23 protein-coding genes are annotated in these 26477 nt (G+C 62.8%); 2 read left to right on the top strand and 21 right to left on the bottom strand.

The window, feature by feature from the left end:
• Nucleotides 1-108: 108 nt before the first annotated feature.
• The gene (locus tag M1D68_RS22430; protein ID WP_457968400.1) at nucleotides 109-5166 is read left to right on the top strand and encodes an NEL-type E3 ubiquitin ligase domain-containing protein; all 5058 of its coding nucleotides are present in this window, start codon (nucleotides 109-111) and stop codon (nucleotides 5164-5166) included.
• A 46-nt stretch (nucleotides 5167-5212) separates the two neighbouring features.
• On the opposite strand, the gene ureC is transcribed toward M1D68_RS22430, so the two are convergent.
• The 11 genes from ureC to urtA all read right to left on the bottom strand — a co-directional run bounded on the left by ureC (nucleotide 5213) and on the right by urtA (nucleotide 15484).
• Nucleotides 5213-6913: an urease subunit alpha gene (ureC, locus tag M1D68_RS22425; RefSeq protein ID WP_457968398.1), complete on the bottom strand. Its 1701-nt coding sequence runs from the start codon at nucleotides 6911-6913 to the stop codon at nucleotides 5213-5215.
• A 142-nt stretch (nucleotides 6914-7055) separates the two neighbouring features.
• Nucleotides 7056-7361 (bottom strand): urease subunit beta, encoded by a 306-nt coding sequence (locus M1D68_RS22420; RefSeq protein ID WP_420766241.1) that lies wholly within the window; start codon nucleotides 7359-7361, stop codon nucleotides 7056-7058.
• Nucleotides 7358-7891, bottom strand: coding sequence for an N-acetyltransferase family protein (locus M1D68_RS22415; RefSeq protein WP_457968396.1), 534 nt, complete (start codon nucleotides 7889-7891; stop codon nucleotides 7358-7360). The genes M1D68_RS22420 and M1D68_RS22415 overlap by 4 nt, the downstream gene beginning before the upstream one ends.
• Before the next feature lie 6 nt (nucleotides 7892-7897).
• Entirely contained in the window at nucleotides 7898-8431 is a 534-nt protein-coding gene (locus M1D68_RS22410) for a GNAT family N-acetyltransferase (protein ID WP_420766243.1), read from the bottom strand.
• A gap of 9 nt (nucleotides 8432-8440) precedes the next feature.
• Nucleotides 8441-8743 carry an urease subunit gamma gene (gene ureA, locus M1D68_RS22405; protein WP_420766244.1) on the bottom strand — a complete coding sequence of 101 codons (303 nt, stop codon included), beginning with the start codon at nucleotides 8741-8743 and terminating at the stop codon, nucleotides 8441-8443.
• A gap of 154 nt (nucleotides 8744-8897) precedes the next feature.
• Nucleotides 8898-9740: an urease accessory protein UreD gene (locus tag M1D68_RS22400; protein WP_457968394.1), complete on the bottom strand. Its 843-nt coding sequence runs from the start codon at nucleotides 9738-9740 to the stop codon at nucleotides 8898-8900.
• A gap of 31 nt (nucleotides 9741-9771) precedes the next feature.
• Entirely contained in the window at nucleotides 9772-10470 is a 699-nt protein-coding gene (gene urtE, locus M1D68_RS22395) for an urea ABC transporter ATP-binding subunit UrtE (protein WP_457968392.1), read from the bottom strand.
• A gap of 135 nt (nucleotides 10471-10605) precedes the next feature.
• A complete protein-coding gene (gene urtD, locus M1D68_RS22390; protein ID WP_420766247.1) occupies nucleotides 10606-11478 on the bottom strand; it encodes an urea ABC transporter ATP-binding protein UrtD in 873 nt (290 codons plus the stop codon).
• Entirely contained in the window at nucleotides 11475-12554 is a 1080-nt protein-coding gene (gene urtC, locus M1D68_RS22385) for an urea ABC transporter permease subunit UrtC (RefSeq protein ID WP_457968390.1), read from the bottom strand. Before urtC ends, urtD begins: the two co-directional genes overlap by 4 nt.
• Nucleotides 12554-14056, bottom strand: coding sequence for an urea ABC transporter permease subunit UrtB (urtB, locus tag M1D68_RS22380; protein ID WP_457968389.1), 1503 nt, complete (start codon nucleotides 14054-14056; stop codon nucleotides 12554-12556). The genes urtC and urtB overlap by 1 nt, the downstream gene beginning before the upstream one ends.
• Before the next feature lie 162 nt (nucleotides 14057-14218).
• Nucleotides 14219-15484, bottom strand: coding sequence for an urea ABC transporter substrate-binding protein (gene urtA, locus M1D68_RS22375; protein ID WP_420766250.1), 1266 nt, complete (start codon nucleotides 15482-15484; stop codon nucleotides 14219-14221).
• A 270-nt stretch (nucleotides 15485-15754) separates the two neighbouring features.
• On the opposite strand from urtA, the gene M1D68_RS22370 reads away from it, so the two are divergent.
• On the top strand, nucleotides 15755-17290 hold the full coding sequence (locus M1D68_RS22370; protein ID WP_457968387.1) for a class I SAM-dependent methyltransferase: 1536 nt from the start codon (nucleotides 15755-15757) through the stop codon (nucleotides 17288-17290).
• Here the strand turns inward: M1D68_RS22370 and M1D68_RS22365 are convergent.
• From M1D68_RS22365 to cbiE, 10 genes are all read right to left on the bottom strand, one after another.
• The gene (locus M1D68_RS22365; RefSeq protein ID WP_457968385.1) at nucleotides 17265-18275 is read right to left on the bottom strand and encodes a FecCD family ABC transporter permease; all 1011 of its coding nucleotides are present in this window, start codon (nucleotides 18273-18275) and stop codon (nucleotides 17265-17267) included. The genes M1D68_RS22370 and M1D68_RS22365 overlap by 26 nt on opposite strands.
• Entirely contained in the window at nucleotides 18272-19219 is a 948-nt protein-coding gene (locus tag M1D68_RS22360; protein ID WP_457968384.1) for an ABC transporter substrate-binding protein, read from the bottom strand. The genes M1D68_RS22365 and M1D68_RS22360 overlap by 4 nt, the downstream gene beginning before the upstream one ends.
• Entirely contained in the window at nucleotides 19216-20004 is a 789-nt protein-coding gene (locus M1D68_RS22355) for an ABC transporter ATP-binding protein (RefSeq protein WP_457968382.1), read from the bottom strand. Before M1D68_RS22355 ends, M1D68_RS22360 begins: the two co-directional genes overlap by 4 nt.
• Nucleotides 20005-20206: 202 nt before the next feature.
• Nucleotides 20207-21586 (bottom strand): PepSY-associated TM helix domain-containing protein, encoded by a 1380-nt coding sequence (locus M1D68_RS22350; protein WP_457968380.1) that lies wholly within the window; start codon nucleotides 21584-21586, stop codon nucleotides 20207-20209.
• A gap of 242 nt (nucleotides 21587-21828) precedes the next feature.
• On the bottom strand, nucleotides 21829-22269 hold the full coding sequence (locus M1D68_RS22345; protein ID WP_434560887.1) for a DUF2946 domain-containing protein: 441 nt from the start codon (nucleotides 22267-22269) through the stop codon (nucleotides 21829-21831).
• A 12-nt stretch (nucleotides 22270-22281) separates the two neighbouring features.
• Entirely contained in the window at nucleotides 22282-22761 is a 480-nt protein-coding gene (locus M1D68_RS22340) for a copper chaperone PCu(A)C (protein WP_434560885.1), read from the bottom strand.
• Between the two features lie 45 nt (nucleotides 22762-22806).
• On the bottom strand, nucleotides 22807-23205 hold the full coding sequence (locus M1D68_RS22335) for a DUF2946 domain-containing protein (protein WP_420766258.1): 399 nt from the start codon (nucleotides 23203-23205) through the stop codon (nucleotides 22807-22809).
• Between the two features lie 173 nt (nucleotides 23206-23378).
• Entirely contained in the window at nucleotides 23379-24101 is a 723-nt protein-coding gene (locus tag M1D68_RS22330; RefSeq protein ID WP_434564155.1) for a cobalt-precorrin-6A reductase, read from the bottom strand.
• Between the two features lie 11 nt (nucleotides 24102-24112).
• The gene (locus tag M1D68_RS22325) at nucleotides 24113-25210 is read right to left on the bottom strand and encodes a cobalt-precorrin-5B (C(1))-methyltransferase (RefSeq protein ID WP_420766259.1); all 1098 of its coding nucleotides are present in this window, start codon (nucleotides 25208-25210) and stop codon (nucleotides 24113-24115) included.
• Nucleotides 25203-26414: a precorrin-6y C5,15-methyltransferase (decarboxylating) subunit CbiE gene (cbiE, locus tag M1D68_RS22320; protein WP_457968377.1), complete on the bottom strand. Its 1212-nt coding sequence runs from the start codon at nucleotides 26412-26414 to the stop codon at nucleotides 25203-25205. Before cbiE ends, M1D68_RS22325 begins: the two co-directional genes overlap by 8 nt.
• Nucleotides 26415-26477 lie beyond the last annotated feature (63 nt).

Raw genomic sequence — 26477 nt, 5'->3', positions numbered from 1 at the left:
CGGTGGGTTTGTTTGTCATGTCCTGTGATGAAAGCGATAAATAGTTACCGCATTCACGGAGCGAGCAATGGTTAGGCTCGGGTTTTCCAACCTCAAGGATGACCCGATATGCCAGAGCCTACCGTTGCAAAAAGCGCCACGACTTCACCCGCTTCGAAACACGGCGAGCACGACGATCTGCTCAGAAGTCGCATTTCCTCCTGCTACATGAAAGCCACCGCGCAGCGCCAGAAGGCGCTGAGCGATCATGACCTGGAGCTTCCAGACTGGTACGTGAAGACGACCCACCAGACCAGGGCCAACCTAAAAAGCATTCACGAGCGATACTGCGCAATTTTCAACCAGGTCGACTTCGCGCTGGGCAAGGTCCAGGACATACGCACCTTCGCCGAACCCTTGCTCAGCCAGGCCATCCAGACAACCTTCAGGCGTACGCTCAATGTCCGGGAGGTTTATTTTGCCCGCAAGTTCGCGGTCAAGACGCGTACCGACTTGGGCATCAACTTGCTCCATCGACTGACGGGCGAGGGCTACGACACTTACCAATACCGGGGCGGTTCGTTATTGGACGTCGCGCTGGCGAATTTTGAACCCGAAGAAGAACACAAACTCGATTGCGATGACTGCCATCTCATCACCACCACGCCGGTGTCCGCCGATGGCACCTTGAGTCATACCCTGGAATCCGTGCGCGCGGGAGCATTGCCCATTGCCCCCGAGGCGTTCATCAAGCTATGCCGCAAGCTCGACCTGGGACGCAAGTATCGGGAACACCTCACGACGATCCTGGAACCGAACGACCGCCAGGCCCGCGAACGGTTGGATGAACAGTTGCGCGAGCATCACAAGCAACTCCTCACGATCAGTACCGAGATCGCCCACGCCAAGGCGGACATCCGGCAGGACACCTACCGAATGTTGCAGCGGGTAGTGGGTGGGCAGCCCTCGGCCGAGCTGGACGGCCGCGCGGTGACCTTCGCGACGTTGACGGTCCTTGACGTCGAGCTTGTCGGGCCTTTGCTGATCGGGCCAGAGCGCGACCGCAGTACCCGGTTGGAGCGGGTCGTGGCGTATATCCCGGACGACCCCGAGCACCCGGTGAAGGAATACGCCTCCAGCTACGAATTCATGGTCGAACTGCGTCGCCGCCTCCACAACCTCGACTACCGGCGCTTCTTCAGCCGCTTCGTGCCGTTGCATGAGCAAGGGCATTTCTTCGAGCGTTTCAACCGTCTCTTCAAACCCTCTTCGCAAACCGATGCCAAAGGCGACTTCCCCCTCAAGTCGAACCTGCCCAGGCTGCCGATGAGCGCGTCCGACCTCAAGGGTTTCTTGTGGGAGACGCTACGGGTGAATCAGGTCCGCAAGATTTACCAAGACGCACGGGTCGCGGCAGTTCCTACAGGGGATGAAGACAAGAAGGCGCGTCAGGCGCGCCTGGAAAGTTGGGAAAGCACGGTCATCGATGTGCTCAACATGGCGGCGTTCGTTGTTCCCGGGCTCGGCCAGGTGATGATGGCGGTGTGGGCGTTGCAGATGCTGTACGAGGCGTTCGAAGGCATCGAGGCGTTCGAGCAGGGGGAAACCAAGGAAATATGGGCGCACGTTTCCAGCCTGGCGCTCAACGCCGCGTTCATGGTGGCAGGCGCCAAAGTGCTCCCGCGCATCATGCCATCGGCTACGGTGGATCAACTGGCGCCCGTCACTTCGCCGACTGGCGAAAGACGGCTCTGGCGACCCGACCTGGCGCCTTACCAGAGCGATCTGGAGCCGCCCGCGAATTCGCAACCCGATGCCTTGGGCTTGCACCGCGTCAACGGTCGCGACGTCTTGCCATTGGACGACAGTCACTACGAAGTCCAGCAAGACCCGGCCACCCAACGTTATCGCATTCGCCATCCTTCCCGACCGGATGCCTATCAGCCTGAGCTGACAAACAACGGCAGCGGTGCCTGGAACCATGAGTTGGAACAGCCGCGAAGCTGGGACGGTGCGACCCTGATGCGCCGGCTCGGCCACCGCGTCAAGGATTTCAGCGATGCCGAGCTCGAGCACATTCGTACCGCCAGTGGCACCAGCGAGGACGCGCTGCGGCGCATGCACGCCGAGGGCGAGCCGGTGCCGGTGTTGCTCGACGACACGATCAAGCGCTTCGACATCGCTCGCAAGGTCGATGCTTTCCTGCTGCACATGCAAAGCGAAGATCCGCTGATCTATGAGAAAGCCGATTCGATGACGCAGCTGCACTTGCTCACGGGTTACGGCCCATGGCCAGAAAACTTGAAGCTGAAGGTGATCGACAGCGCGGGCAAGTCCCTGTGGGAATACGCTCACCCAACGGATGGAACGTCCATGGTCCGTGAAGTCATCGTCAGCGATACGGAAGTGGATTCATCTTCATTCCCCAGGAACCTGATCGAGGCCGTGGATGCGACGGGCAATGATCTGTTGGCCGGCACGCGCCCGGCCATCGCGAAAACCGAGATGAACGCCCGGATCCAACAGTTTCGCAAGAATCTCCTTGAAGTGGCGGTGCGCGAGAAAAACCAACTGATCCATGATCACTACGCCAAGGGCGATGTGTCGAAAGACCCGCGGGTCAAGCTGATCCAATCCCGTTTTCCTTCGGTTCCGGCGGCCGCCATCGAGCAGATAATGGCCCACGCCAGTCCCGGCGAAACGCGGCAAATGGCCGGATGGGATTACACCGATGCGACCCAGACCAAACCCATCCCGCTGCGCATCGCCGAAGAGCTGCGTCACTTCCAGCGGGCGATCCGCTTGAACCGGGCCTACGAAGGGTTATACCAAGAGAGCCTGGCCACGGCGGATACACCCCGCCTGGCGCTGGCGACCCTCAAGACCCTGGCGGGTTGGAGCGATACGGTACGCATCGAACTGAGGGAGGATTTCACCTCGGGCAGATTGATCGACAGTGTCGGGCCGTCGGACTCGACGCAGGTCAAGATCGTGGTCAAGCGTGACGATCTCTATCAAGCCCATGACGACAGCGGCAACGACCTGAGCAGCGAGGGCAGCCTCTATGCGGCCTTGCAGCATGCGCTGCCGGATGCCGAACGCCAGGCCATGGGCCGCCCCTCGATTCATCATGGCGCGTTGCTGAAGACGGCTATCGGCGCGGCGCCGGTGAGCCGGGGTTCATTGGCAAAGGTCTTGAAGATGCCGGCAGTCAAACCGTTGCTCGTGTCGCCAATGCGCCTGGCCTCGGGCAGATACGGCTATCCATTGGGCGGGCCGCTGGAATGGCTGCGCCTGGGCCGGTCGCCTGAAAGACGGGTGCGAGAGTTGTTTCCCGATTATTCGTCCCAGGAAGCCCGGGCCTTCGTGCGGGAACTGGGCGACAGAGCGACCGTGGAGATCGGTCGCCTTGAAACCGAGTACCGTACGTTGCGCGACGAGCTGGACCGTTGGGTCGCTTCCACCGAGACGGATGAAGGGAACGACGACTTAGCGGCGTCATGGCGACGAGTCAAGCAAAACACCGCCGATCGTATCCGTAAATGTTGGAGGCGCCAGTCCCGGGCCATCATCGTGGTCGACGGCCGGCGTGTCGGGTATGAGCTTGATTTGAGCTGGATGCATATGAGGTCGTTGCCGCAACTGTCGGCTGATTTCAGCCACGTGACCTTCCTGAAACTTAATAACATGGGTTTGTCGCAACAAGCCTGCAACGGTTTCCTCACGCGTTTTCCTGCCGTTCGTTGGCTGGACATGAGCTATAACAACCTGACCGAAGTGCCGGAGGCGTTGGCGGCAATGCCCCGTCTGAGCAACCTCACGCTGGCATCGAACCAGATCGGCCTGACGCCGCGTGGCGTTGAGATCCTGGCCGGCCTGCCCGCCATGGAATTCCTTACCCTCAACGACAATCCACTGGGTCGTTTGCCGGACTTCAGCACCATGCCGGCCCTGACGGAGCTGTCGCTTCGAAACACCAGGATCGACACTTGGCCCACGGGCCTGCTGGAACAGCCGCTGGAGGAACTGGACTTGCGCGCCAACCAACTGACCGAAGTGCCGGCACACGTGATCGATCCGCCCGCCGACCAGGCCCACGCCATGGCCCGGCTCAATGGCGTGACCTTTATCCAGGGCAATCCGATGGGCGAGGCGACCAGGCAGCGCCTGCGTGAGTATTGGGCGAATCTTCATCAGGCCCATCCCGAATGGACCGCCCCGCGAATGCAAGGAACACTCCAGCTGGCGGCCAACGCTCCGGTGGGTGGGCGCACAGGTGTGCGGCCATGGTTGCGTGATCTGCCGCCTGAACAACAGCAGGATAGAAAAGACCTGTGGCGAAGCCTCCAGGCGGAGCCGCAATCCGGGGAGTTCTTTCAGCTATTGAGTCGATTGATCGGGTCCTACCAGGACACCGAGAACTATTCGGACCTGCAGGCCCGCGTCTGGCAAATGCTGGAGGCTGCCCGGGATTCCACTGACTTGCGTCGTGAGCTTTTTGAATTGGCTGGAGAGCCGGCCTGTGAAGATCGTGCTTCGTTGTCGTTCAGCAATCTGGAAATCAAATTGATGATCCACAACGCCAAGGCGTTGCCGGTGGAAGGGGATGAGGCTGCCACGCTGATTCGCCTGGCCAAGGGATTGTTCCGGCTGGATGAAGTGGAGCGTATAGCGCTGCGGGACATCCAGGGGCGTCGTGCTGCCATCAATGCTCGTGAAGAACTCACCGCCGCGCAAAAGACCGAGTTGATCAGGCAGATCGAGGAAGTCGAGGTCCGGTTGGCCTATCGTGCGGGGCTCCGGGACCGGCTGGAATTGCCGGGGCAACCGAAAGGTGGACGCTTCACCAGCCTGGGCAACGTCTCCAGCGCCATGCTTGATGCCGCGGCCGCCGAGGTGTTGTCCCTGGACGACTCGCCCGAACAAATGCAGTCACTGGTGGGCCGTGATTTCTGGATCGACTATTTGAAGCAGCAACACGCGGCAGACTTCCAGGCATTGACCGACGCCCTCACTGAGGATCTGCTGGCGCTGGATGAGCAGAAAGCGGACGGAACCCTGGAGGAAGCGGACTACAACAGTCGAACCGAGGCGCTGGACTTGCAGCAAAGGTTCAAGGAAGCGGAGCTGATCCAGTCGTTGACCCAGGATGAACTGGATTCGCCCCAGGAGAGTACAGACCTGTAAGGCGAACCGGCGGCGAGGGCACTTGCCTTCTCGCCGCCGGCTCTGTTCAGAACAGGAAATAGCGCTGCGCCATCGGCAACACGTCGGCCGGTTCACACCACAGCAGCACGCCGTCGGCCTTGACCTGATAGGTCTGCGGGTCGACGTTGATACTAGGCAGGTAGTCGTTGTGGATCAGGTCTGTCTTCTGCACGTCGCGGCAGCCTTTGACCACGGCGATTTTTTTCTTGAGCCCAAGCTGTTCCGGCAGCCCGGCCTCGGCGGCGGCCTGGCTGATGAACGTCAGGCTGGTGGCGTGTCGCGAGCCGCCGTAGCTGGCGAACATCGGCCGGTAATGCACCGGCTGCGGCGTCGGGATCGAGGCGTTGGCGTCCCCCATCAGGCTGGCGGCAATCGCTCCGCCCTTGAGAATGAGCGTCGGCTTGACGCCGAAGAATGCCGGGCGCCACAGCACCAGGTCGGCCCACTTGCCCACTTCGATGGAGCCCACTTCATGGCTGATGCCGTGAATAATCGCCGGGTTGATGGTGTACTTGGCGATGTAGCGCTTGATGCGGAAGTTGTCGTTGCCTTCGCCGTCGCCGGACAGGGCGCCGCGTTGCTTTTTCATCTTGTCCGCGGTCTGCCAGGTGCGCGTGATCACTTCGCCAACGCGGCCCATGGCCTGGCTGTCGGAGCTGATCATGGAGAAAGCGCCGAGGTCGTGGAGGATGTCTTCGGCGGCGATGGTCTCGCGTCGGATACGGCTTTCGGCGAACGCCACGTCCTCGGCAATGCTCGGGTCCAGGTGGTGGCAGACCATCAGCATGTCCAAGTGTTCGTCGATGGTGTTGCGGGTGAACGGCCGGGTCGGGTTGGTGGAGCTGGGCAGCACGTTGGGGAAACCGCAGGCCTTGATGATGTCCGGCGCGTGACCGCCACCGGCGCCTTCGGTGTGGTAGGTGTGGATGGTGCGGCCCTTGAACGCGGCCAGGGTGGTCTCGACGAAACCGGACTCGTTGAGGGTGTCGGTGTGGATCGCGACCTGCACGTCGTACTGGTCGGCCACGCTGAGGCAGTTGTCGATGGCCGCCGGGGTGGTGCCCCAGTCTTCGTGCAGCTTCAGGCCGATGGCGCCGGCCTTGACCTGTTCGACCAGCGGCTCCGGCAGGCTGGCGTTGCCCTTGCCGGTGAAACCCATGTTCATTGGGAAGGCGTCGGCGGCCTGAAGCATGCGCGCCAGGTGCCACGGCCCGGAGGTGCAGGTGGTGGCGTTGGTTCCGGTGGCCGGGCCCGTGCCGCCGCCGATCATGGTGGTGACGCCGCTCATCAAGGCTTCTTCGATCTGCTGCGGGCAGATGAAGTGGATGTGGGTGTCGATGCCACCAGCGGTGAGGATCATGCCTTCGCCGGCAATCACTTCGGTGCTGGCGCCGATGGCGATGGTGACGTCGGGCTGGATGTCCGGGTTGCCGGCCTTGCCGATGGCCGCGATGCGTCCCTCCTTGAGGCCGACATCAGCCTTGACGATGCCCCAGTGGTCGATGATCAGCGCGTTGGTGATCAGCGTGTCGACGACCTCGGCAGCCAACAGCTGGCTCTGGCCCATGCCATCGCGAATCACCTTGCCGCCGCCGAATTTCACCTCTTCGCCGTAGGTGGTGAAATCCTTTTCCACCTCGATCCACAGCTCGGTGTCGGCCAGGCGGACCTTGTCGCCGACGGTGGGGCCGAACATGTCGGCGTAGGCTTGGCGGGAGATTTTCATGTGCTTGCCTTGAGATTCAATTGAATGTTGAAGCCGTTCGCTGCGCTCACTCATCGCGAGCAAGCTCGCTCCCACAGTTTGATCGCGGTCCCCTGTGGGAGCGAGCTTGCTCGCGATGGGGCCAGAGCAGACACCGCATGACCTAAAGGTCGCCCATGATCCGCCCGGCAAACCCGAACACCCGGCGATGCCCGGCCAGGTCCACCAGTTCCACCTCTCGGCTCTGACCCGGCTCGAAGCGCACGGCGGTGCCGGCCGGTATGTTCAGGCGCATGCCACGGCTGGCGGCGCGGTCGAAGGCCAGGGCGTCGTTGGTCTCGAAAAAATGAAAATGCGACCCGACCTGGATCGGCCGGTCGCCGCTGTTGGCGACCTTCAGCGTCACGGTGCGGCGGCCGGCGTTGAGCTCGATATCGCCGGGCTGAACCTGGTATTGGCCTGGAATCATTGCGGTTGTCCCAAAGTCTTGTAGTAGATGGCGGTCGGGGTGTAGGTCCCGTCCGGGCTCTGGCAGTAGTCGGGCAGTTCTCCGACGCGGGTGTAGCCCATGGCGCGGTAGAACGCCTCGGCTTCGGAACCGGCCTCGGTGTCGAGGTACAGCAGCCCACGCTTGTGCTGACGGGCGCCGAGCTCCAGGGCGCTCATCAATTGCTGGCCCAGGCCCCTGCGACGAGCGTCGCCGCGCACCAGCAGTTTTTGTACTTCGGCGCGGTTGAGGCCGTTGGGCTTCTGGCACAGGGCGAGCTGGACGCTGGCCTGTACCTGTTCATCCTTGACCACCACCCACAACAGCAGGTGACCCTGATTGAGGCTGGCCTGGACTTCATCGAAATAAGCCCTGGCCTGGGCGGCATCCAGGTCGGCCATGAACCCCACGCTGGCGCCATGACCCACGGCGTCGAGCAACAGGTCGACCAGGCCCTGGCGATAATGCGCAAAGCTTTCAGCGTGGATTCGACGCAACTGGGCGGCGTTCATTCGGTATTACTCCTTGTCCATGGCGGGCGGTGGCGCCCCGGGGTCGAGGACCAACTGCATGAAGGTCAGGTCCAGCCAACGGCCGAACTTGGTGCCCACCTGGGGCATCTGCCCGGTGGTGACGAAACCCGCCCGCTCATGGAGGCGAATCGACGCCGCGTTGCCGCTCTCGATAGCGGCGACCATGACGTGCTTGCCGCAGGCCCGGGCGCGCTCGATCAGGTCGCTCATCAGCACAGGGCCAAGACCCTTGCCGCGCTGGTCCCGGCAGACGTACACCGAATGCTCGACGGTGTGGCGGAAGCCGTCGAACGGCCGCCAGTCGCCGAACGAGGCATACCCAAGCACGTTGTCCTCGGCATCGATGACCACCCGTACCGGGTAGCCCTGGGAGCGCCGGGCACTGAACCAGGCCTGGCGATTGCCCAGGTCCACGGGTTGCTCGTTCCAGATCGCCGTGGTGTTGAGCACGGCATCGTTGTAGATGTCGCGGATCGCCGGCAGGTCGCGGTGCTGGGCGTCTCGGATCTGATAAGTCATGCCGTTGCCTCAGACGATGGGTTGGTGGACGGTGACCAGTTTGGTGCCGTCGGGAAACGTCGCCTCTACCTGGATTTCCGGGATCATTTGCGGGATGCCTTCCATCACCTGCTCGCGGCTCAGCAAGGTGGTGCCGTAGTGCATGAGCTCGGCCACGGTCTGGCCGTCGCGGGCGCCTTCGAGCAACGCGGCGGAAATGTAGGCCATGGCCTCTGGGTAATTGAGCTTCAAGCCCCGGGCCAGTCGCCGCTCGGCGACGAGGCCGGCGGTGAAGATCAGCAGCTTGTCTTTTTCGCGTGGGGTCAGGTCCATGTGCAATCCATAAGGGGCAGACAATTTTTTTCGCAGTAAACACCGATCCCTTGTGGGAGCGAGCTTGCTCGCGATGGCAATCGAACATTCAACATAATGGTTGGCTGATACACCGCTATCGCGAGCAAGCTCGCTCCCACAGGTAAAAGCAATTTCAGGTGCTCCAAATTCTAGGTGGCACAGCCTCTCGACCAAGCAACGCCGGGCGCAGGAGCCGCCACAACTCAATCAACCACCCCCGCGCCAACAATGCCTCGCTCGCCAGGCAGCGTGCCACGACCAGGCCGGGCAGTTGGGTCAGGTCGCCACGCACGGCATGGTCCAGGGAGCGGCAGCGCTCCAGCAGCTCGCTGTCGACCTCGCCGGTCACCAGCAAGGTGGCAAACACCGGGTCGCCGCCCAGGCCGATGGGGGAGTCGAGCAACCCATCGCCACCGGCGATGCGCTGACGCTCGTGCCAGAGCAACTGGCCGTCGCGGCGGATGTCCAGCCACGACTGAAAGTGTCCCACGTCGAACCGCTCGCCGCTGGCCGGCCGACCGAGGGCAACGATGTCCCAGTAGAACAAGCGGGCGTCGCCTTGCAGATCGATGTTCGTGCTGAGTTCGGCCTGGGCCGCGCTGAAGACGATGGTTTCCTGAGGGAGCCATTCCAGGGTCGCGCCAGGGGCCACGCTCAGGCTCAGTTGCTGGTACGCCGGGCCGGCGGCGCGGTACCACTTGGCCGCGCCGGGGCTGGTCAATTGCGCCCAGGCGCCCTGGCCGACCTGGGCCGAAATGTCCAACCGATCCCCACCGGCAATGCCGCCGGGCGGGTGGACGATGATGTGCTGGCACACCTCGGGACCTTCGGCGTACAAGTGCTTCTGCACCCGCAACGGGCCTTTGTGCCGGCGCTGGACCGGGCGCGTGCAATCACCGAATCGGGCATAGCCCAAGTCCAGCTCGGCGTGCCAGCTGGGGGTGAACAGGGCGGATGGCGATACAGGTAGATTCATGATTTTCTGATTGTCGTCGGGACGCTACAGACTAGATCGTAACCAATCCGCGCACACCCTCGGCTTCCATATTTTCTCCACGGCCCTGCTGCACGATCTCGCCCCGGGACATCACCAGGTACTGATCAGCCAGCTCGGCGGCGAAGTCGTAGAACTGCTCCACCAGCAAAATCGCCATGTCGCCCCGGGCCGCGAGTTTCTTGATCACCGCGCCGATTTCCTTGATCACCGACGGCTGGATGCCTTCGGTGGGCTCGTCGAGAATCAGCAGTCGCGGCCGGCTGGCCAGGGCCCGGCCAATGGCGAGCTGCTGTTGCTGGCCGCCGGACAGATCACCGCCACGGCGTTGTTTCATCTGCAGCAGCACCGGGAACAATTCGTAGATGAAGGCCGGCACTTCCTTGGCCTCCGAACCGGGAAAGCGCGACAGGCCCATCAGCAGGTTTTCTTCTACCGTCAGGCGCCCGAAAATCTCCCGGCCCTGGGGCACGTAGGCGATGCCGGCGTGCACCCGCTGGTGCGGCTTGAACGCGGTGATGGCCTTGCCTTCCCAATTCACCACGCCTTCCTTGGCCGGCAGCAGGCCCATCAAGCATTTGAGCAGGGTGGTCTTGCCCACGCCGTTGCGACCGAGAAGGCACGTCACCTCGCCGACCTTCACGTCGAACGACAGGCCGCGCAGGATGTGGCTACCGCCGTAGTATTGGTGCAGCTTGTCGACTTGCAGCATTTTCCAGATTCTCCTCAGGTCCCTTGTGGGAGCGAGCTTGCTCGCGATAGCGGTGGGTCAGTTACATTGCATTCCAGCTGATCCACCGCTATCGCGAGCAAGCTCGCTCCCACATAAAAGCCAATTGCTTTCGCCTCAGCGACCGAGATACACCTCGATCACCCGCTCATCGGCCTGCACCTGTTCCAGCGACCCTTCGGCCAGCACGCTGCCCTGGTGCAGCACGGTGACGTGGTCGGCAATCGCGCCGACGAAGCCCATGTCGTGCTCCACCACCATCAGTGAATGCTTGCCCGCCAGGGATTTGAACAGCTCGGCGGTGAAGTCGGTTTCGGCGTCGGTCATGCCCGCCACCGGCTCGTCAAGCAGCAGCAGTTGCGGGTCCTGCACCAGCAGCATGCCGATCTCCAGGAACTGCTTCTGGCCGTGGGACAGCAGGCCGGCGGCGCGGTTGACCGAAGGGGCGAGGCGGATCGTCTCGAGCACTTCGCTGATGCGGTCGCGTTGCTCGCCGGTCAGCTTCGCCCGCAGGCTGGCCCACACCGATTTGTCGGTCTTGAGCGCCAGTTCCAGGTTCTCGAACACGCTCAGGGCTTCGAACACCGTCGGCTTCTGGAACTTGCGCCCGATGCCGGCCTGGGCAATCTCGACTTCGCTCATGGTCGTCAGGTCAAGGGTTTCGCCGAACCAGGCCTTGCCGTGGCTGGGACGGGTCTTGCCGGTGATGACATCCATCAACGTGGTCTTGCCGGCGCCGTTGGGGCCGATGATGCAGCGCAGTTCGCCGACGCCGATGTACAGGTTCAGGTCGTTCAGCGCCTTGAAACCGTCGAAGCTGACGCTGATGTCTTCCAGGGTCAGGATGGTGCCGTGGCGGGTGTTCAGGCCTACGCCGGCGGCCCGGCCGAGGCCGATGGCGTCGCGGCTGCTGCCTTGGTCCCGATTGGCATCGAGAGGGGGTTCAATAATCGGTTCGAGCATGAAATCCGCTGTCGGTGTGATTTTCATTGTTCGCCCCTTTTCTTCAACAGCCCGATAACGCCTTTGGGTAGATACAAGGTCACGACGATGAACAGGGCACCGAGGAAGAACAGCCAATATTCCGGAAACGCCACGGTGAACCAGCTCTTCATGCCGTTGACCACGCCGGCGCCCAGCAACGGCCCGATCAGCGTGCCGCGCCCGCCGAGGGCCACCCACACGGCGGCCTCGATGGAGTTGGTCGGCGACATTTCGCTGGGGTTGATGATCCCCACCTGCGGCACGTACAGCGCCCCGGCCAGGCCACACAACACCGCGCTCAGCACCCAGACGAACAGCTTAAAGCCACGGGGATCGTAGCCGCAGAACATCAGGCGGTTTTCCGCGTCGCGCAGGGCGGTCAGCACCCGGCCGAACTTGCTGCGAGCCAGGCGCCAGCCGATGAACAGGCTCGTCACCAACAGCAGCACTGTGGCAAAAAACAGCACCGCGCGGGTGCCCGGCTCGGTGATGCCAAAGCCCAGGATCGAACGGAAATTGGTGAAGCCGTTGTTGCCGCCAAACCCGGTCTCGTTGCGGAAAAACAGCAACATCCCGGCGAAGGTCAGGGCCTGGGTCATGATCGAGAAATACACGCCCTTGATCCGCGAGCGGAAGGCGAAGAAACCGAACACCAGCGCCAGCAAGCCCGGCGCCAGCACCACCAGGCACATCGCCCAGAGGAAGCTGTCGGTGCCGGCCCAGTACCAGGGCAGCTCGGTCCACGACAGGAACGTCATGAACGCCGGCACGCCATCGCCGGCGGCCTGGCGCATCAGGTACATGCCCATGGCGTAGCCGCCCAGCGCGAAGAACAGGCCGTGGCCCAGGGAGAGCAAGCCGGCGTAGCCCCAGACCAGGTCCAGCGCCAGGGCGACAATGGCGTAGCAGAGGATCTTGCCCACCAGGGTCAGGGTGTATGCCGAGACATGCAGCGGGTTATCCACCGCCAACAGCGACAACACTGGCAGGCTCAGCAGCACGGCGAGGATCACCGCGCCGACGGCGAGGGTGACTTTGGGTCCGGCCTTCTGCGTGGCCGTAAGCATCAGGGGCTGGTTCATCAGTCGATTACCCGTCCTTTAAGCGCGAAGAGGCCTTGCGGACGCTTCTGAATGAACAAAATGATCAGCGCGAGGATCAGGATCTTGCCGAGCACGGCGCCGATCTGCGGTTCGAGGATCTTGTTGGCGATGCCCAGGCCGAACGCGGCGAACACACTGCCGGCCAACTGGCCGACGCCGCCGAGCACTACCACCAGGAACGAGTCGATGATGTAGCTCTGGCCCAGGTCCGGGCCGACGTTGCCGATCTGGCTCAGGGCAACGCCACCGAGCCCGGCGATGCCCGAGCCGAGACCGAAGGCGAGCATGTCCACCCGCCCGGTGGGCACGCCGCAGCACGCGGCCATGTTGCGGTTCTGGGTCACGGCGCGCACGTTCAGGCCCAGGCGCGTCTTGTTCAGCAGCAACCAGGTCAGCACCACCACGAACAGCGCGAAAGCAATAATCACGATGCGGTTGTACGGCAGCACCAGGTTCGGCAGCACCTGGATCCCGCCCGACAGCCAGGCCGGGTTGGCGACTTCCACGTTCTGCGCGCCGAACACCAGGCGCACCAGCTGGATCAGCATCAGGCTGATGCCCCAGGTGGCGAGCAGGGTTTCCAGGGGCCGTCCGTAGAGGTGGCGGATCACCGTGCGTTCCAGGGCCATGCCGATGGCGGCGGTGATGAAAAACGCCACCGGCAAGGCGATCAGCGGATAGAACTCGATGGCGTTCGGGGCGAAGCGCTGGAACAGCATCTGCACCACATAAGTGGAATAGGCGCCGAGCATGAGCATCTCGCCGTGGGCCATGTTGATCACCCCCAGCAAGCCAAAGGTGATCGCCAGGCCAAGGGCGGCCAGCAGCAGGATCGAGCCCAGGGACATGCCGCTGAACGCCTGGCCCAGCAGCTCGCCGATCAGGAGTTTGCGCTTGACCTGGCCGAGGCTGGTTTCGGCGGCGGTGCGCACGGCGGCATCGGTTTCGACACCGGGTTCGAGCAGGTTTTCGAGGCGAGTGCGGGCCAGCGGATCGCCGGTTTCCCCCAGCAGTCGCACGGCCGCCAGGCGCACGGCGGGGTTGGTGTCCACCAGTTGCAAATTCGCCAGGGCCAGGCTCAGGGCGGCGTGGACATCTTCGTCCTGCTCGCCGGCCAGTTGCCGATCAAGGAACGCCAGTTGCGCCGGGCGGGCGCTTTTTTGCAGCTGTTGCGCGGCAGCCAGGCGCACGCCGGCATCGACGGCGAGCAGTTGATGGCTGGCCAGGGCGGTTTCGATCAGCCCTCGCAAGCGGTTGTTCAGGCGCAGGGTCCTGGGTTGGCCATCGACGGTCAACTGGCCTTGCTGCAAGGCGTTGATCAGTTCGACACGCTCAGGCTCCGGCTGCGCGGCCCAGGTTTCCAGGAGCTTGGCCTGCTGGGTCGGGTTGGCGGCGACGAAGTCTTCGGCGTCGCCGGCATGGGCGCCCAGTGGCAACAGCAGGGCCAGGGCGAGGATGAGGCGGTAAAGGGCGGTGGGCATATGCTAGGCCTTGCGCAAACTTCTTTCTTTGTGGGAGCGAGCTTGCTCGCGATAGCGGTGTGTCAGTCACATGTCTTCTGGCTGATCCGCCGCTATCGCGAGCAGGCTCGCTCCCACAAGGGGTGTGTGTCGGCCCGGGGATCAGGGCCGACTCCCATGGGCTCAGTTGCTCTTCACCGCGTAGTCAGGCTTCTTGTCGTTGCCGGCGATGAACGGGCTCCACGGTTGCGCGCGGATCGGCCCTTCGGTCTGCCAGACCACGTTGAACTGACCGTCGGCCTGGATCTCGCCGATCATCACGGGCTTGTGCAGGTGATGGTTGGTCTTGTCCATGGTCAGGGTGTAGCCCGACGGTGCGGCAAAGGTCTGGCCGGCCAGGGCTTCGCGGACTTTGTCGACGTCGGTGGACTTGGCTTTTTCCACCGCTTGGGCCCACATGTGGATGCCGACGTAGGTGGCTTCCATCGGGTCGTTGGTCACGGCTTTGTCGGCACCCGGCAAGTTCTTGGCCTTGGCGTAGGCTTTCCAGGAGTCGACGAACTTCTTGTTCGCCGGGTTATCCACGGACTCGAAGTAGTTCCACGCCGCCAGGTTGCCGATCAAGGGTTTGGTGTCGATGCCGCGCAGTTCTTCCTCGCCCACCGAGAACGCCACGACCGGTACGTCGGTGGCCTTCAGGCCCTGGTTCGCCAGCTCCTTGTAGAACGGCACGTTGGAGTCGCCGTTGACGGTGGAAATAACGGCAGTCTTGCCGCCGGCCGAGAATTTTTTGATGTTGGCCACGATGGTCTGGTAATCGCTGTGGCCGAATGGGGTGTAGACCTCTTCGATGTCCTTGTCCGCCACGCCTTTGGAGTGCAGGAACGAGCGCAGGATCTTGTTGGTGGTGCGCGGGTAGACGTAGTCGGTGCCCAGCAGGAAGTAGCGCTTGGCGCTGCCGCCTTCTTCGCTCATCAGGTATTCCACCGCCGGAATCGCCTGCTGGTTCGGCGCCGCGCCGGTGTAGAAGACGTTCGGCGACATTTCTTCGCCTTCGTATTGCACAGGGTAGAACAGCAGGCCATTGAGCTCTTCGAACACCGGCAACACGGATTTACGCGACACCGAGGTCCAGCAGCCGAACACCACGGCGACCTTGTCCTGGGTCAGCAATTGCCGGCCCTTTTCGGCGAACAGCGGCCAGTTCGACGCCGGGTCCACGACCACCGCTTCGAGCTTCTTGCCGTTGACCCCACCCTTGGCGTTGATCTCGTCGATGGTCATCAACGCCATGTCCTTGAGGGACGTCTCGGAGATCGCCATGGTCCCGGACAGCGAATGCAGGATGCCAACCTTGATGGTCTCGGCGGCCTGGACGGTCCAGGTCATGCCCATCGCGGCAATGCTTGCCGAGAGTGTAAAAGCCTTGATCAAGCTACGACGCTTCATTGTGCGATCTCCGTGGACTTATGATTTTTAAGGGCAGATGCAAACGCTGGAAGCGCTTTTGCAAGGGGTGTGCCCAGTTGGAGAAAGGCGTTGAAACGCGGGGATGGCGGCGAGGCAGGAAAATGACAATGCACCATCAGTGACCGTATCGCGGGTGTTGGTGCAATGTGCCGCTCCGCATTGGGGCGTGGATCGGAGTTGACTCAAGGTGAAATTTTCAACTGCCCGACTATGCTGACGCTTCTGCCATTCTGAAGTAGGGGAATCCGTTTGAATGACGCTGGCGTTGCGAACCATTTTCTTTTGGACGAGACGGCTGTTTTTGACGTGCTGCCTGAAGTCAGACGGGCTGAGCATCCCCGATGGATGCATGTGACGCATTTGAGGGAAGGAAGGTATTCGCTGATTCTCACCGCTGGTGAACGCCTTCGAAGTAGCACGCTGAGGGTGTCTTCTGATTCAAGGTTATACGTTCGCTTTTCGGCTGCCCTGCCCAGCATCAGTTTGGATGGGCTCACCTGTGCCTTTGTTTTTTTGGATGATGGGGCCCAAGCCGAATGTCCACTTGGCATGTTTCATTTTGAAGGAGGGCCTACACCGTCGGAATGCAGGACGGTAACGCTGGATCTGGCTTGGTTGGCCGGCAAACGTGGCCGTCTCTTGATAGAGTGCGGGCCAGGTGCGCAGAACGATCCTACCGCCGACTGGCTAGCGATATCTGACTTGTGCATCGCCAGGGAGGAGGAGATGAAGGCCCTTCTGGCGAAGACACATCATTCAATGCGCATGAAAAACGAGATAGCGCATTTCAGTAGCGTCTACCGGAACGAGTTCTACTCCAAAGTGCAGGAACAACAGCGTGCTAATGCAATGGGCGTTGCTCGCAACGTGCGCCGATTGGATGGAATGGCCCCTGCGCCAGAGCGTGGTGCGCAGGCTGATGTTGTGATCCTCGAACCGTTCGAAGGTGAGGCAGCCTACTCCTATGCGACTCGTCTCCTGAGGGCGAATGTCCCGCAAACTCCGCCTGATTTCCAAGCGAGGCTGCGCCAGAAAGTCAGGGATCGTGGGGAAATAAAAGTCTTGTCGATCTGCAGTGGCGCCGCGCGGATAGAGGCGGGCCTGTCGGCGGCTATTCCCGAAGGGGTGCAGTGGTCGCTGTTGGATATCAATGAGGACCTGCTGCAGATCGCTGCAAAGCAGTTTCCGCCAGGCATCAGCCTCGACTTGATCGTGGCGGATGCGAACAACCTGGTGCCTACCGGTGAGCAGTGGGATGTCATTATTTGTGTTTCGGCATTGCATCATTTGGTAGAGCTGGAAAAGGTCATGTTCTTTATCTCCCGCAGTTTGAAAAATGACGGCGAGTTCTGGAGTGTCGGGGAGGCGGTGGGACGTAATGGCAATCGCTTGTGGCCCGACGCGATAGTCGCTGCTGATGCGGCGTTCTCAGCGTTGCCGGCGCGTTATCGGTTAAATGCCGATACCCAGGTCGTCGATGCAGTCATTCCAGACAAGGACCACTCGATTGGGTGTTTCGAGGGGATTCGAAGCGAGGACATTACCGCGCTGCTTGAACGCTGGCTCAAGCCTGTGGATGTTTACCGTACCAACTGCTTCCTCTGGCGAATGGTCAATCTGGCCTACAGTGGAAATTTCAATCTTGAACAAGCGCAAGATCGGGCGCTGGTCATTGATATGGTCCGAGCGGAGCTTGAGCATTTTCGTCATGGAGGGCTGGGGACCGAGCTGTTCGGCGTGTACAAAAAGAAGCATCTTTTCAACGACGGCGCATCAAGCCAATGAAGAAAAGCCCGCCGATGGCCGCGGTAGCGACCCCAATCGGCAAATCCTCCGGCGCGATCAGCGTGCGGGCCGCCACGTCCACCCACACCAGGAACAGGCTGCCGAGCAGCACGCAGGCAGGCAACAACCGACGGTGCTCGGCGCCCACCAGGCGCCTGGCGATGTGCGGCACCATCAACCCGACAAAGCCGATCGAGCCGCTGATGGACACCAGCACGCCGGTCATCAAGGACGCGATCAGGAAAATCCACAGCCGCACCTTCGCCGCGTTCAGGCCCAGGGTCACGGCGGTCTGCTCGCCGGCCATCAGCGCGTTCAAGGGCCGGGCCATGCCCAGCAGCAACACCAGCCCCAACAGCACGCTGGCGGCTGGCATGGCCAGCAGTTCCCAGCGCGCCAGGCCCAGGCCACCGAGCATCCAGAACATCACCGCCGAACTGGCGCGATGATCACCGAGGAATAACAGCAGGTTGGCCGCCGCCATCATCACGAAGGACACCGCCACGCCACACAGCAATAGCCGATCGCTCTCCAGGCGACCCTGGCGGGCAGCGATGGCCAGCACCAGCAACATGCTCAGCAATGCACCGATGAACGCGGCGAGGGGCAGGGTCAGCAGGCCGATGATTTCACCGACATGCAACACCACGATCACCGCACCCAGGGTCGCGCCGGAGGTGACGCCCAGCAGATGCGGATCGGCCAGTGGGTTGCGCGTGACCGCTTGCAGCACCGCGCCGATCAACGCCAGCCCCGCGCCCACCAGGGCTCCGAGCAGCAGGCGCGGGACGCGTATCAGCCAGACGATATGTTCCTGGCCGGGCGTCCAATACACCTCGCCGACACCGAAGGCCTTGTGCAGCAACAGGTCCCAGACCACGGCCACCGGCACGCGCGCCGGCCCGAAGCCCAGGGACACCACGCACGACACCAGCAACAGCGCGCCGAGAATCATCAGCAGGGCGGCGTAGCGACGATCGTTCATTGGCCGTGGAAACCCCGCGCCAGGGTTTGCACCGCCAGCACGTTATCGATGCCCGGGGTGGCCTGCACGTAGGGGATCACGATGAAGCGCCGGTGCTTGATCGCATCCACCGATTGCAGGGCCGGGTTCGCCAGCAAGAACTGCTGCTTCTGCTCGGCACTGACTTCGCCATAGTCGACGATCACGATGACCTGGGGGTTGCGCTCCACCACGTTCTCCCAGTTCACCCGGGTCCAACTGGTTTCCACGTCATCGAGGATGTTGCGTCCGCCGGCAGCGTCGATCAGGGCCTGGGGCATGCCCAGGCGCCCAGACGTCATGGCGCGATCTTCGCCGCTGTCATACAGGAACACGCGCGGTCTTTGGGTTGGAAGATGCTTGCGCACCTCGGCCACCTGGGCCTGCATCGTGGCGATCAGCGCATCGGCGCGGTCCTGCACGTCGAAAATTTTCCCCAGGTTGCGCAGGTCGTTGTAGGTGTCTTCCAGGGAAGCCGGCGGACGTTTCATCACGAAGGCGCAGGATTCGGTCAACTCGTACACGTTGATGCCCAGTGGTTGCAGGGTTTGCGGGGTCAGGTCGCCGCCCACGCGCATGCCGTAGTCCCAGCCGGCGAAGAAGAAATCGACGTTGGCATCGAGCAGGGTTTCCACCGAGGGGTATTTGGCGGCCAGTTCCGGCAGGCCCTCGAGGATCTTCGCCATCTCGGGTGTCACCGATTTCCAACCGCTGATGCCGCTGTAGCCGACCATGCGCGGCTTGAGGCCCAAAGCGAGCATCATCTGCGTCATGTTGATGTCATGGCTGACGGCGTGGCGAGGGGCCTCGTTGAACACCACCTGGCGATTGCAGCTCTGGATCGTCAAGGGGTAGCGGGTGGCTTCGGCCAGGGCATGGGCACTGCCCAGCAGCAGGGGTAGCAACAGCAGCAAGCGCAAGGTCATGGTTGGGTTATCCAAGTGATTCGTGGGTAGCCGGACAGGGGATGTTCGTCCACCAGGGCTTCGACGCCGAACACCTCGCGCAACAGCTCGGCGGTGAGGACATCCCTGGGCGTGCCGCTGGCGACGATGCGCCCATGTTCGATCACGTACAGGCGATCGCAGAAGGCGGCCGCCAGGTTGAGGTCGTGGAGGCTGGCGAGGGTGCCGATGCCCAGGCCCTTGATCAGTTGGAGCAATTGCAACTGATAGTGGGGGTCGAGGTGATTGGTCGGTTCGTCGAGGATCAACAACTGCGGTTGTTGGGCCAGGGCGCGAGCAAGGATCACCCGCTGTTTTTCCCCGCCCGACAACGTGGCGAAGGCATGATCGCCAAAGCCTTCGAGCCCCGCCGATTGCAACGCCTGGAGCACCCATCTGCGGTCTTCTTCGTTGTCGCCGTCGAACAGGCCCTTGTGGGGCGTGCGGCCCATGGCGACCACTTCTTCCACGGTCAGGCCAAAGGCGTCGGGAAACTCTTGCAGCACCACGGCGATGCGCTGTGCGCACCAGCGCGAGGATTGTTGCCAGAGGTTGTGATGCTCGAGTCTGACCTCCCCCTGTTCCGGCCGGCTGAAGCGATAGGCGCAGCGCAACAGGCTGGTCTTGCCGCTGCCATTGGGGCCGATCAATCCGACAAACTCCCCGGCCGCCACCTGCAACGTGGCGTCACGCAGCTGGAACTGGTGATGGCAATGGCCATGGCCCAGGGGCGTCCAGGCGAGATTGGAAAGGGTCAGGGAGGTCATGCGTTCACTCAAGTTATTGGCTCGCAACCCCAGTCCATTGTGGGAGCGAGCCTGCTCGCGATCGCGGTGGGTCAGCCGATTAAGATGCGACTGACCGATTGCGATCGCGAGCAGGCTCGCTCCTACAGGGGAAGGTATTCATCCTTTGGGAAGCGGGCGCGATTGTAGAGGTTTCGCGCCGCTTTTCGTTAACGCGCGGTCTTCAGCTTGAAGATGAGACGATCTCAGGTTGACGATTCAAGCGTGTGAGGAGCCGGTCCAGCAACCACACCACCACCAGCGAAACCCCCACCAGCGGGAACACCACCGCCAGGGCCAGCATGATGAACACCCCGGTCTTCCACGTCGGCAGGTCGTGGCGCAGCGGCGGGACGCCGAACTTGCCCAGGGGCCGGCGCTTCCACCAGATCACCACGCCGCTCACGGCGCTGAGCAGGATCATCAGGCAAACCAGCAGCACAAGGATCTGGTTCAGCGGGCCGAACATCTTGCCTTCGTGCAGCATCACGCCGGTTTCGGTGGCGCGGGCCACGACGCTGTAATGTTCCCAGCGCACATCGGCCAGGACCTTGCCGGTGTATTGGTCCACGTGCAGAGTCGCGTCGTTGCGCGGGTCATCGGCGAACACGGCGATGGTGAACACGCCCGAGGCGGTCGTTGGGAAAGTGATGCTGTAGCCGGGCTCGACCTGGCGTTCGGCGGCGATGTCCTGCACCGCCTGCAGGCTGACGGTTGGCGCGGCGGGGCCTTCGTGCATGCCGCCGTGGGCCATGTGTTCGGCATGGTCGCCGGACATCGGCATCGGCGTGTTCTCCATGGCCCATGGCACGGTCTGGCGGTGAGCGTTGTTGAGGCTGCCGGCTTCGACGTCGGACTTGGGCACGTCATTCCACATCGCCGCCGGGAAGCGGTTCCAGAGGTCCGCGTATTGCTTGCCCCAGAAGCCGGTCCAGGTCATGCCGCTGAGCAACATCACCAGCAGGAACGCGGCGCCCCAGAAGCCGACGACGACGTGCAGGTCACGCCAGAACACCCGCCCGCGCGCGCTCCAGCGCGGCCAGAGGACGCCGGCCGACGACTGCCCGCGCGGCCACCACAGGTACAGGCCGGAAACCACCAGCACCACGCCCCAGCCGGCGGCCATTTCCACCAAGCGGTCACCCACCGTGCCGATCAGCAACTCGCCATGGATCGCCCGGGCCATGGCTTGCAAATTGTTTTTTGCATCCTGCTCGCCGAGTACGTTGCCACGGAAGGGGTCGATGAAGACGTTCAGCTCGTGGCCCTTGTCGATCACCACGAATTGCGCGCTGCGTTCGGCGCTGACCGGTGGCAGGTACTGCGTGACCTGGCCTTCGGGGTAGGCCTGGCGGACCTGCTTGAGCAGATCGTCGGCTGCCAGGGTGTGATGCCCGGCCGGTACGTTCAACAGGTTGCCGTACATCAATGGGTCGAGTTGCGGCTTGAACAGGTAAATGATGCCGGTCAGGGCCAGCATGACCATGAACGGCGCCACGAACAGCCCGGCATAAAAATGCCAGCGCCAGGCCAGGTTGTAGAAGTTCGGTTTCGGTAGGCTCATTGCAAAGCGCTCCGCAGGGCAAATTCGGTTCTTCAAATGGGGGCTGAACGATGCAATCCATGTGGGAGCGAGCCTGCTCGCGAAAGCGGACCAGCCAACAATGATGTGAATGACACATCACTTTCGCGAGCAGGCTCGCTCCCACAGTTTTTTATGTTTGCTTCGGCCAAGCTGTCAGGCGCTCATACCCGCATGCAGGACAGCCTTGGGCTGTCCCGCATGCGGGTGAGCAAGCGTCAGGCTTACGCGTCGAGGGGCGGTGCGCGGGTGCGGGCGCCAGGGAAGAGCGCCGGTCGGGCATGGCCCAGGCGCGGGAAAGGGCTCGTGTAGGTGCGGGTAAACGGTGTGGCGAAGACGGTGAACGTGTGGCCGCCAGGCAACGCGGGGCAGTTGAACAGCAGGCTGCAATAACCGCATTTCTCCCACAGCGCATGATGGTCGCTCTGGGGCGGGCAATCGTCATCTGCTGGCGCTTCGTGCGCCGACATGTCCATGCCCATCTCCATGTCCATGCCTATGGATACAGGCGTGGACATGGACATGCGCTGATCCATCGGCATCGACTGGGAAACCAGCGGGCCGATAAATATCATCAGCATGGCGAACAGGCTGATCCAGCTACCGCGGGTCAGGCTCAATGGCTGACGGCGGTGCATGGAAAGGCTGGCGCGACGAAGTTGCATGGGCGGCTATGTCTATTGGGCGTGCATGTGCGTTTGGGTGCCGTCGGGGGCTTTTTTCTGCACCGTGACGTTCACCGTGACATCCCCGGCCTTTTCGAAATGCAAGGTCATGGGGAAACGTTTGCCGTCGCTGAGCAGGCTACGGTCCTTCAGGTCCAGCAGCATCACGTGGTACGCCATCGGTGCGAAGGTCACCGTTGCGCCTGGAGCGATAACTATGCCGTCCACCGGTTGCATTTTCATCAAGTCGTTTTGCATCACATGTTCATGGAGCTCGGCCTTGCCGGCGATGGGTGAGTCGACACTGAGCAGTTTATCCTCGGACCTGCCGCTGTTGTGGATAATGAAGTAGCCGGCGACGGTCGGCGCATTGGGCGGCAATTCCTGGGACCACGGGTGGGCGATCTCAAGCTCCCCGGCCTTGTACTGGTGAGCTTGGGCGAAGCCAACGGGAAGCAGCAGGGCGACCAGCAGGATGAGTCTGTTCAACATGGCAATTCTCCGGAACGATTCAGGGCGCAGGTGGGTGCGGAAGAATCAGGCCAGAGGCGAGGCGCGGGGATTTAGACTGGGCCATTGTTGGCGTGGCGTGGGGCTGTCGAGCTTCGAATGGACGACATTGCGATGGGCCAGTTGCGCATCCAGATACAACTGCGGGGCGTGCCCGGCAATCGCCACCAACGGCGCCGGGCCTGAGCAGCACCAGCAATGCTGCATGGTCGAGTGAGGATCCTGTCGCGGCGTTCCCTGTTCGAACTTACCCAGGGAAATCGCCACCATTTTTGTTCCGCCGGAAGAGCAGAAACTGCCCCAGAGCAATTGTTCGGTTGGCGTGTCGGCGGTCGTACCGCTGCCATTGGAAAGCGGCATGGCGAGCATGTTGAACAGCACTGCGAAGCAGGCGATCCAGGCAAATGCAAGCCGTTGTCGGGACATGGGGCAATCCGCTCGGTTGGGCGATCAGGTGGCCGGTATTTAGCCTGATCGGGAGGCAGAAGTAAAAAAGCCACGTGCGGTGTAGGGTCGCAGGGCTTGTGAGTAACAGTAGCAAAATATTTTCAGATGAGTGGTACTGACAGGACAGGCTTGTAGGACTGTGCAGGTTTCTGTCAGGCCAACTGCCGCAGCCCCTGCAACACCTCATCCGCCGTCCCAAACTCCCGATCCACCTCCGGCAACATTGGCCGCTTCAGTACCAATACCGGCACTCCTCGCTCCCGCGCCACGTCCAGCTTCGGTTCAGTCGCGGTGCTGCCGCTGTTCTTGCTCACCAGCACATCGATCCGCCGCCGTTCGAACAGCTCACGCTCGCCCTCGATATGAAACGGCCCCCGGGCTCCAATCACTTCGCAGCGCTCATTGCCGGGGTAAACGTCCAACGCCCTCAAGGTCCAGAATTGCTCTGGCGGGATTTCATGCATGTGTTGCAGCGGCTCTCGGCCAAGGGTGAACAGAGGCCGGTGGAAGGGGCGCAGGGCCTGGATCAGTTCGGCCCAGTCGGCGACTTCGCGCCAGTCATCGCCGGCCCGGGGCAGCCAGGCCGGACGGCGCAGGGCCCAGCAGGGGATGGCACAGGCGTGGGCCGCATGGGCGGCGTTGTGGCTGATTTGGGCGGCGTAGGGGTGAGTTGCATCCAACAGCACGTCGATGCCCTCGGCGCGGATGAATTGCGCCAATCCTGCGGCGCCGCCATAGCCGCCGACGCGCACCTGGCAGGTCAGGTCGGTGGGGATGCGGCCGATGCCGGCCAAGCTGTAGATGTGCTGGGGGCCAAGCGTGCGGGCGATGGCCAGGGCTTCGGTGACGCCACCGAGGAGCAGGATGCGTTTCATTTCAAGGCTCTTCATGACAAGGCTCCCGCGTGACCGACGATCCCACCCTGACGGTCGATGGCGAAGACTTCGACCTGGACCTGGGCCGGCACCACGCTGCGGGCGAACGCCAGCGCGTGCTCGCACACTGCATCGCCGAGGGCGATGCCGGCGGCGCTGGCCATTGCCAGGGCTTGCTGGCTGGTATTGGCTTGCCGGATGCCCTGTTGCAAAACCTCATCGGCGCCGATGGCGGCGGCCCATTCGGCCAGTTGTGGCAGGTCGATGCTCGAATGGCGGCTGTGCAGGTCCATGTGGCCGGCGGCAAGTTTGCTGATCTTGCCAAAGCCGCCGCAGAGGCTGAGTTTTTCCACCGGTACCTTGCGCACATGCTTGAGCACGGCGCCGACGAAATCGCCCATTTCGATCAGGGCGATTTCCGGCAGGTTATAGACCCGGCGCATGGTGTCTTCGCTGGCGTTGCCGGTGCAGGCGGCGATGTGCAGGTAGCCGTTGGTTTTCGCCACATCGATGCCCTGGTGGATCGAGGCGATGTAGGCCGCGCAGGAAAAGGGCCGGACGATGCCGCTGGTGCCAAGGATCGACAGGCCGCCGAGAATGCCCAGTCGCGGGTTCATGGTTTTCAGCGCCAAGGCTTCGCCACCCTCGACATTGACCGTGACTTCGAAGCCACCGGCGTAGCCGCTTTCCTCGGCCAGCCGGCCCAGGTGATCGTTGATCATCTGGCGTGGCACCGGGTTGATTGCCGGCTCACCGACGCCCAGCACCAGCCCCGGTCGCGTCACCGTGCCCACGCCGCGACCGGCGACGAAGCGCACGCCGGGTTCGGCTACCAAGCGCACTTGGGAAAACAGCAGGGCGCCATGGGTCACGTCCGGGTCATCGCCAGCGTCCTTGATCGTCCCGGCCTCGGCGCCTTGCTCGGTCAATCGGCAGAACTCCAGGCGCATCTGCACCTGCTTGCCCTTGGGCAAGACGATTTCCACGGCGTCGGCCTCGGTGCCGCGCAACAACAAACGGGCCGCCGCCAGGCTGGTGGCGGTGGCGCAGCTGCCGGTGGTCAGGCCGCTACGCAGGGGGGCGGGTTGTTCGGCGGTTTCGTCACGCATCGAGGGGCTTCGTCAGGTCCAGCAAGGTAATCGGCAGCGCCTGGCGCCAGGTGTCGAACTCACCCAACGGCTGCGCCTGGGCAATGTGGATGCGAGTCAGCTCACCGCCATGGCGTTCGCGCCAGCACATGAGGGTCATTTCGCTCTGCAGGGTCACGGCGTTGGCGACGAGCCGCCCGCCGGGCTTGAGGTGGGCCCAGCAGGTGTCAAGTACGCCTTCGCGGGTGACGCCGCCGCCGATGAACACCGCGTCCGGCCGCTCCAGGTTTTCCAACGCTTGCGGGGCGCTGCCGCGAATCAATTGCAGGCCCGGCACGCCGAGAGTGTCGCGGTTGCGTTCGATCAAGCCTTGGCGGCCCTCGTCGGCTTCGATGGCCAGGGCCCGGCAACTGGGGTGGGTGCGCATCCATTCGATGCCGATGGAGCCGCTCCCGGCACCGACGTCCCACAGCAATTCACCGGGCGTGGGGGCGAGGCGGGCGAGGGTGATGGCGCGCACGTCGCGCTTGGTCAATTGGCCGTCATGTTCGAACGCGGTGTCCGGCAAACCGGCCAGGCGTGACAGGCGCTGTGTCGATGGTTCGGCCCGGCATTCGATGGCGATCAGGTTCAGGTCGCCGACGGTTTCATCGGACCATTGCGCGGCGCAACCGTCGATCCGGCGTTCTGCCGCACCGCCGAGATGCTCCAGCACAGTCATGGCGCTCGGGCCGAAGCCGCGCTCGCGCAGCAACGTCGCCACGGCGCCGGGGCTGTGGCGATCATTGCTCAGCAGCAACAGCCTGACGCCTGTGGATAAATACCCATTGAGCACCGCCAGGGGGCGCGCCACCAGCGACAGCGTGACCACGTCCTGCAGCGGCCAGCCCATGCGCGCCGCCGCCAGCGAACAAGAGGACGGCGCGGGGATGACCAGCATCTGATCACCCGGCACTTGTTTCGCCAGGCTGGCGCCCACGCCATAGAACATCGGATCGCCGCTGGCCAGCACGCACACTGCTTCGCCCTTTCGAGCCAGCAGCGGCTCCAGGGAGAACGGGCTGGGCCATAGCTCCCTTTCGCCGCGAATACACAGTGGCAACAGTTCCAACTGACGAGCGCTGCCCAGAATCCGCGGCGCCCGCAGCAATGCATGGCGAGCCGTTCGGCCCAGGCCCTTGAAGCCATCTTCACCGATGCCCACTACGGTCAGCCAGGGGGTCATCTCTGTTCCTCGAATAAATGGGGTTGTTCGGCGCACTGGTTGCGTCCGCGAACCGGGCCGCCA

The sequence above is a fragment of the Pseudomonas sp. R4-84 genome (genome assembly GCF_054130985.1).
The sequence above is the reverse complement of the archived record's forward strand: the minus strand, read 5'-3'. Positions and strand labels throughout refer to the sequence as shown.

Excerpts from the sequence above, each read along its gene's own strand:
- M1D68_RS22430 (WP_457968400.1), top strand. The coding sequence starts at position 109 with ATGCCAGAGCCTACCGTTGCAAAAAGCGCCACGACTTCACCCGCTTCG.
- ureC (WP_457968398.1), bottom strand. The coding sequence starts at position 6,913 with ATGAAAATCTCCCGCCAAGCCTACGCCGACATGTTCGGCCCCACCGTC.
- M1D68_RS22420 (WP_420766241.1), bottom strand. The coding sequence starts at position 7,361 with ATGATTCCAGGCCAATACCAGGTTCAGCCCGGCGATATCGAGCTCAAC.
- M1D68_RS22415 (WP_457968396.1), bottom strand. The coding sequence starts at position 7,891 with ATGAACGCCGCCCAGTTGCGTCGAATCCACGCTGAAAGCTTTGCGCAT.
- M1D68_RS22410 (WP_420766243.1), bottom strand. The coding sequence starts at position 8,431 with ATGACTTATCAGATCCGAGACGCCCAGCACCGCGACCTGCCGGCGATC.
- ureA (WP_420766244.1), bottom strand. The coding sequence starts at position 8,743 with ATGGACCTGACCCCACGCGAAAAAGACAAGCTGCTGATCTTCACCGCC.
- M1D68_RS22400 (WP_457968394.1), bottom strand. The coding sequence starts at position 9,740 with ATGAATCTACCTGTATCGCCATCCGCCCTGTTCACCCCCAGCTGGCAC.
- urtE (WP_457968392.1), bottom strand. The coding sequence starts at position 10,470 with ATGCTGCAAGTCGACAAGCTGCACCAATACTACGGCGGTAGCCACATC.
- urtD (WP_420766247.1), bottom strand. The coding sequence starts at position 11,478 with ATGAAAATCACACCGACAGCGGATTTCATGCTCGAACCGATTATTGAA.
- urtC (WP_457968390.1), bottom strand. The coding sequence starts at position 12,554 with ATGAACCAGCCCCTGATGCTTACGGCCACGCAGAAGGCCGGACCCAAA.
- urtB (WP_457968389.1), bottom strand. The coding sequence starts at position 14,056 with ATGCCCACCGCCCTTTACCGCCTCATCCTCGCCCTGGCCCTGCTGTTG.
- urtA (WP_420766250.1), bottom strand. The coding sequence starts at position 15,484 with ATGAAGCGTCGTAGCTTGATCAAGGCTTTTACACTCTCGGCAAGCATT.
- M1D68_RS22365 (WP_457968385.1), bottom strand. The coding sequence starts at position 18,275 with ATGAACGATCGTCGCTACGCCGCCCTGCTGATGATTCTCGGCGCGCTG.
- M1D68_RS22360 (WP_457968384.1), bottom strand. The coding sequence starts at position 19,219 with ATGACCTTGCGCTTGCTGCTGTTGCTACCCCTGCTGCTGGGCAGTGCC.
- M1D68_RS22355 (WP_457968382.1), bottom strand. The coding sequence starts at position 20,004 with ATGACCTCCCTGACCCTTTCCAATCTCGCCTGGACGCCCCTGGGCCAT.
- M1D68_RS22350 (WP_457968380.1), bottom strand. The coding sequence starts at position 21,586 with ATGAGCCTACCGAAACCGAACTTCTACAACCTGGCCTGGCGCTGGCAT.
- M1D68_RS22345 (WP_434560887.1), bottom strand. The coding sequence starts at position 22,269 with ATGCAACTTCGTCGCGCCAGCCTTTCCATGCACCGCCGTCAGCCATTG.
- M1D68_RS22340 (WP_434560885.1), bottom strand. The coding sequence starts at position 22,761 with ATGTTGAACAGACTCATCCTGCTGGTCGCCCTGCTGCTTCCCGTTGGC.
- M1D68_RS22335 (WP_420766258.1), bottom strand. The coding sequence starts at position 23,205 with ATGTCCCGACAACGGCTTGCATTTGCCTGGATCGCCTGCTTCGCAGTG.
- M1D68_RS22330 (WP_434564155.1), bottom strand. The coding sequence starts at position 24,101 with ATGAAACGCATCCTGCTCCTCGGTGGCGTCACCGAAGCCCTGGCCATC.
- M1D68_RS22325 (WP_420766259.1), bottom strand. The coding sequence starts at position 25,210 with ATGCGTGACGAAACCGCCGAACAACCCGCCCCCCTGCGTAGCGGCCTG.
- cbiE (WP_457968377.1), bottom strand. The coding sequence starts at position 26,414 with ATGACCCCCTGGCTGACCGTAGTGGGCATCGGTGAAGATGGCTTCAAG.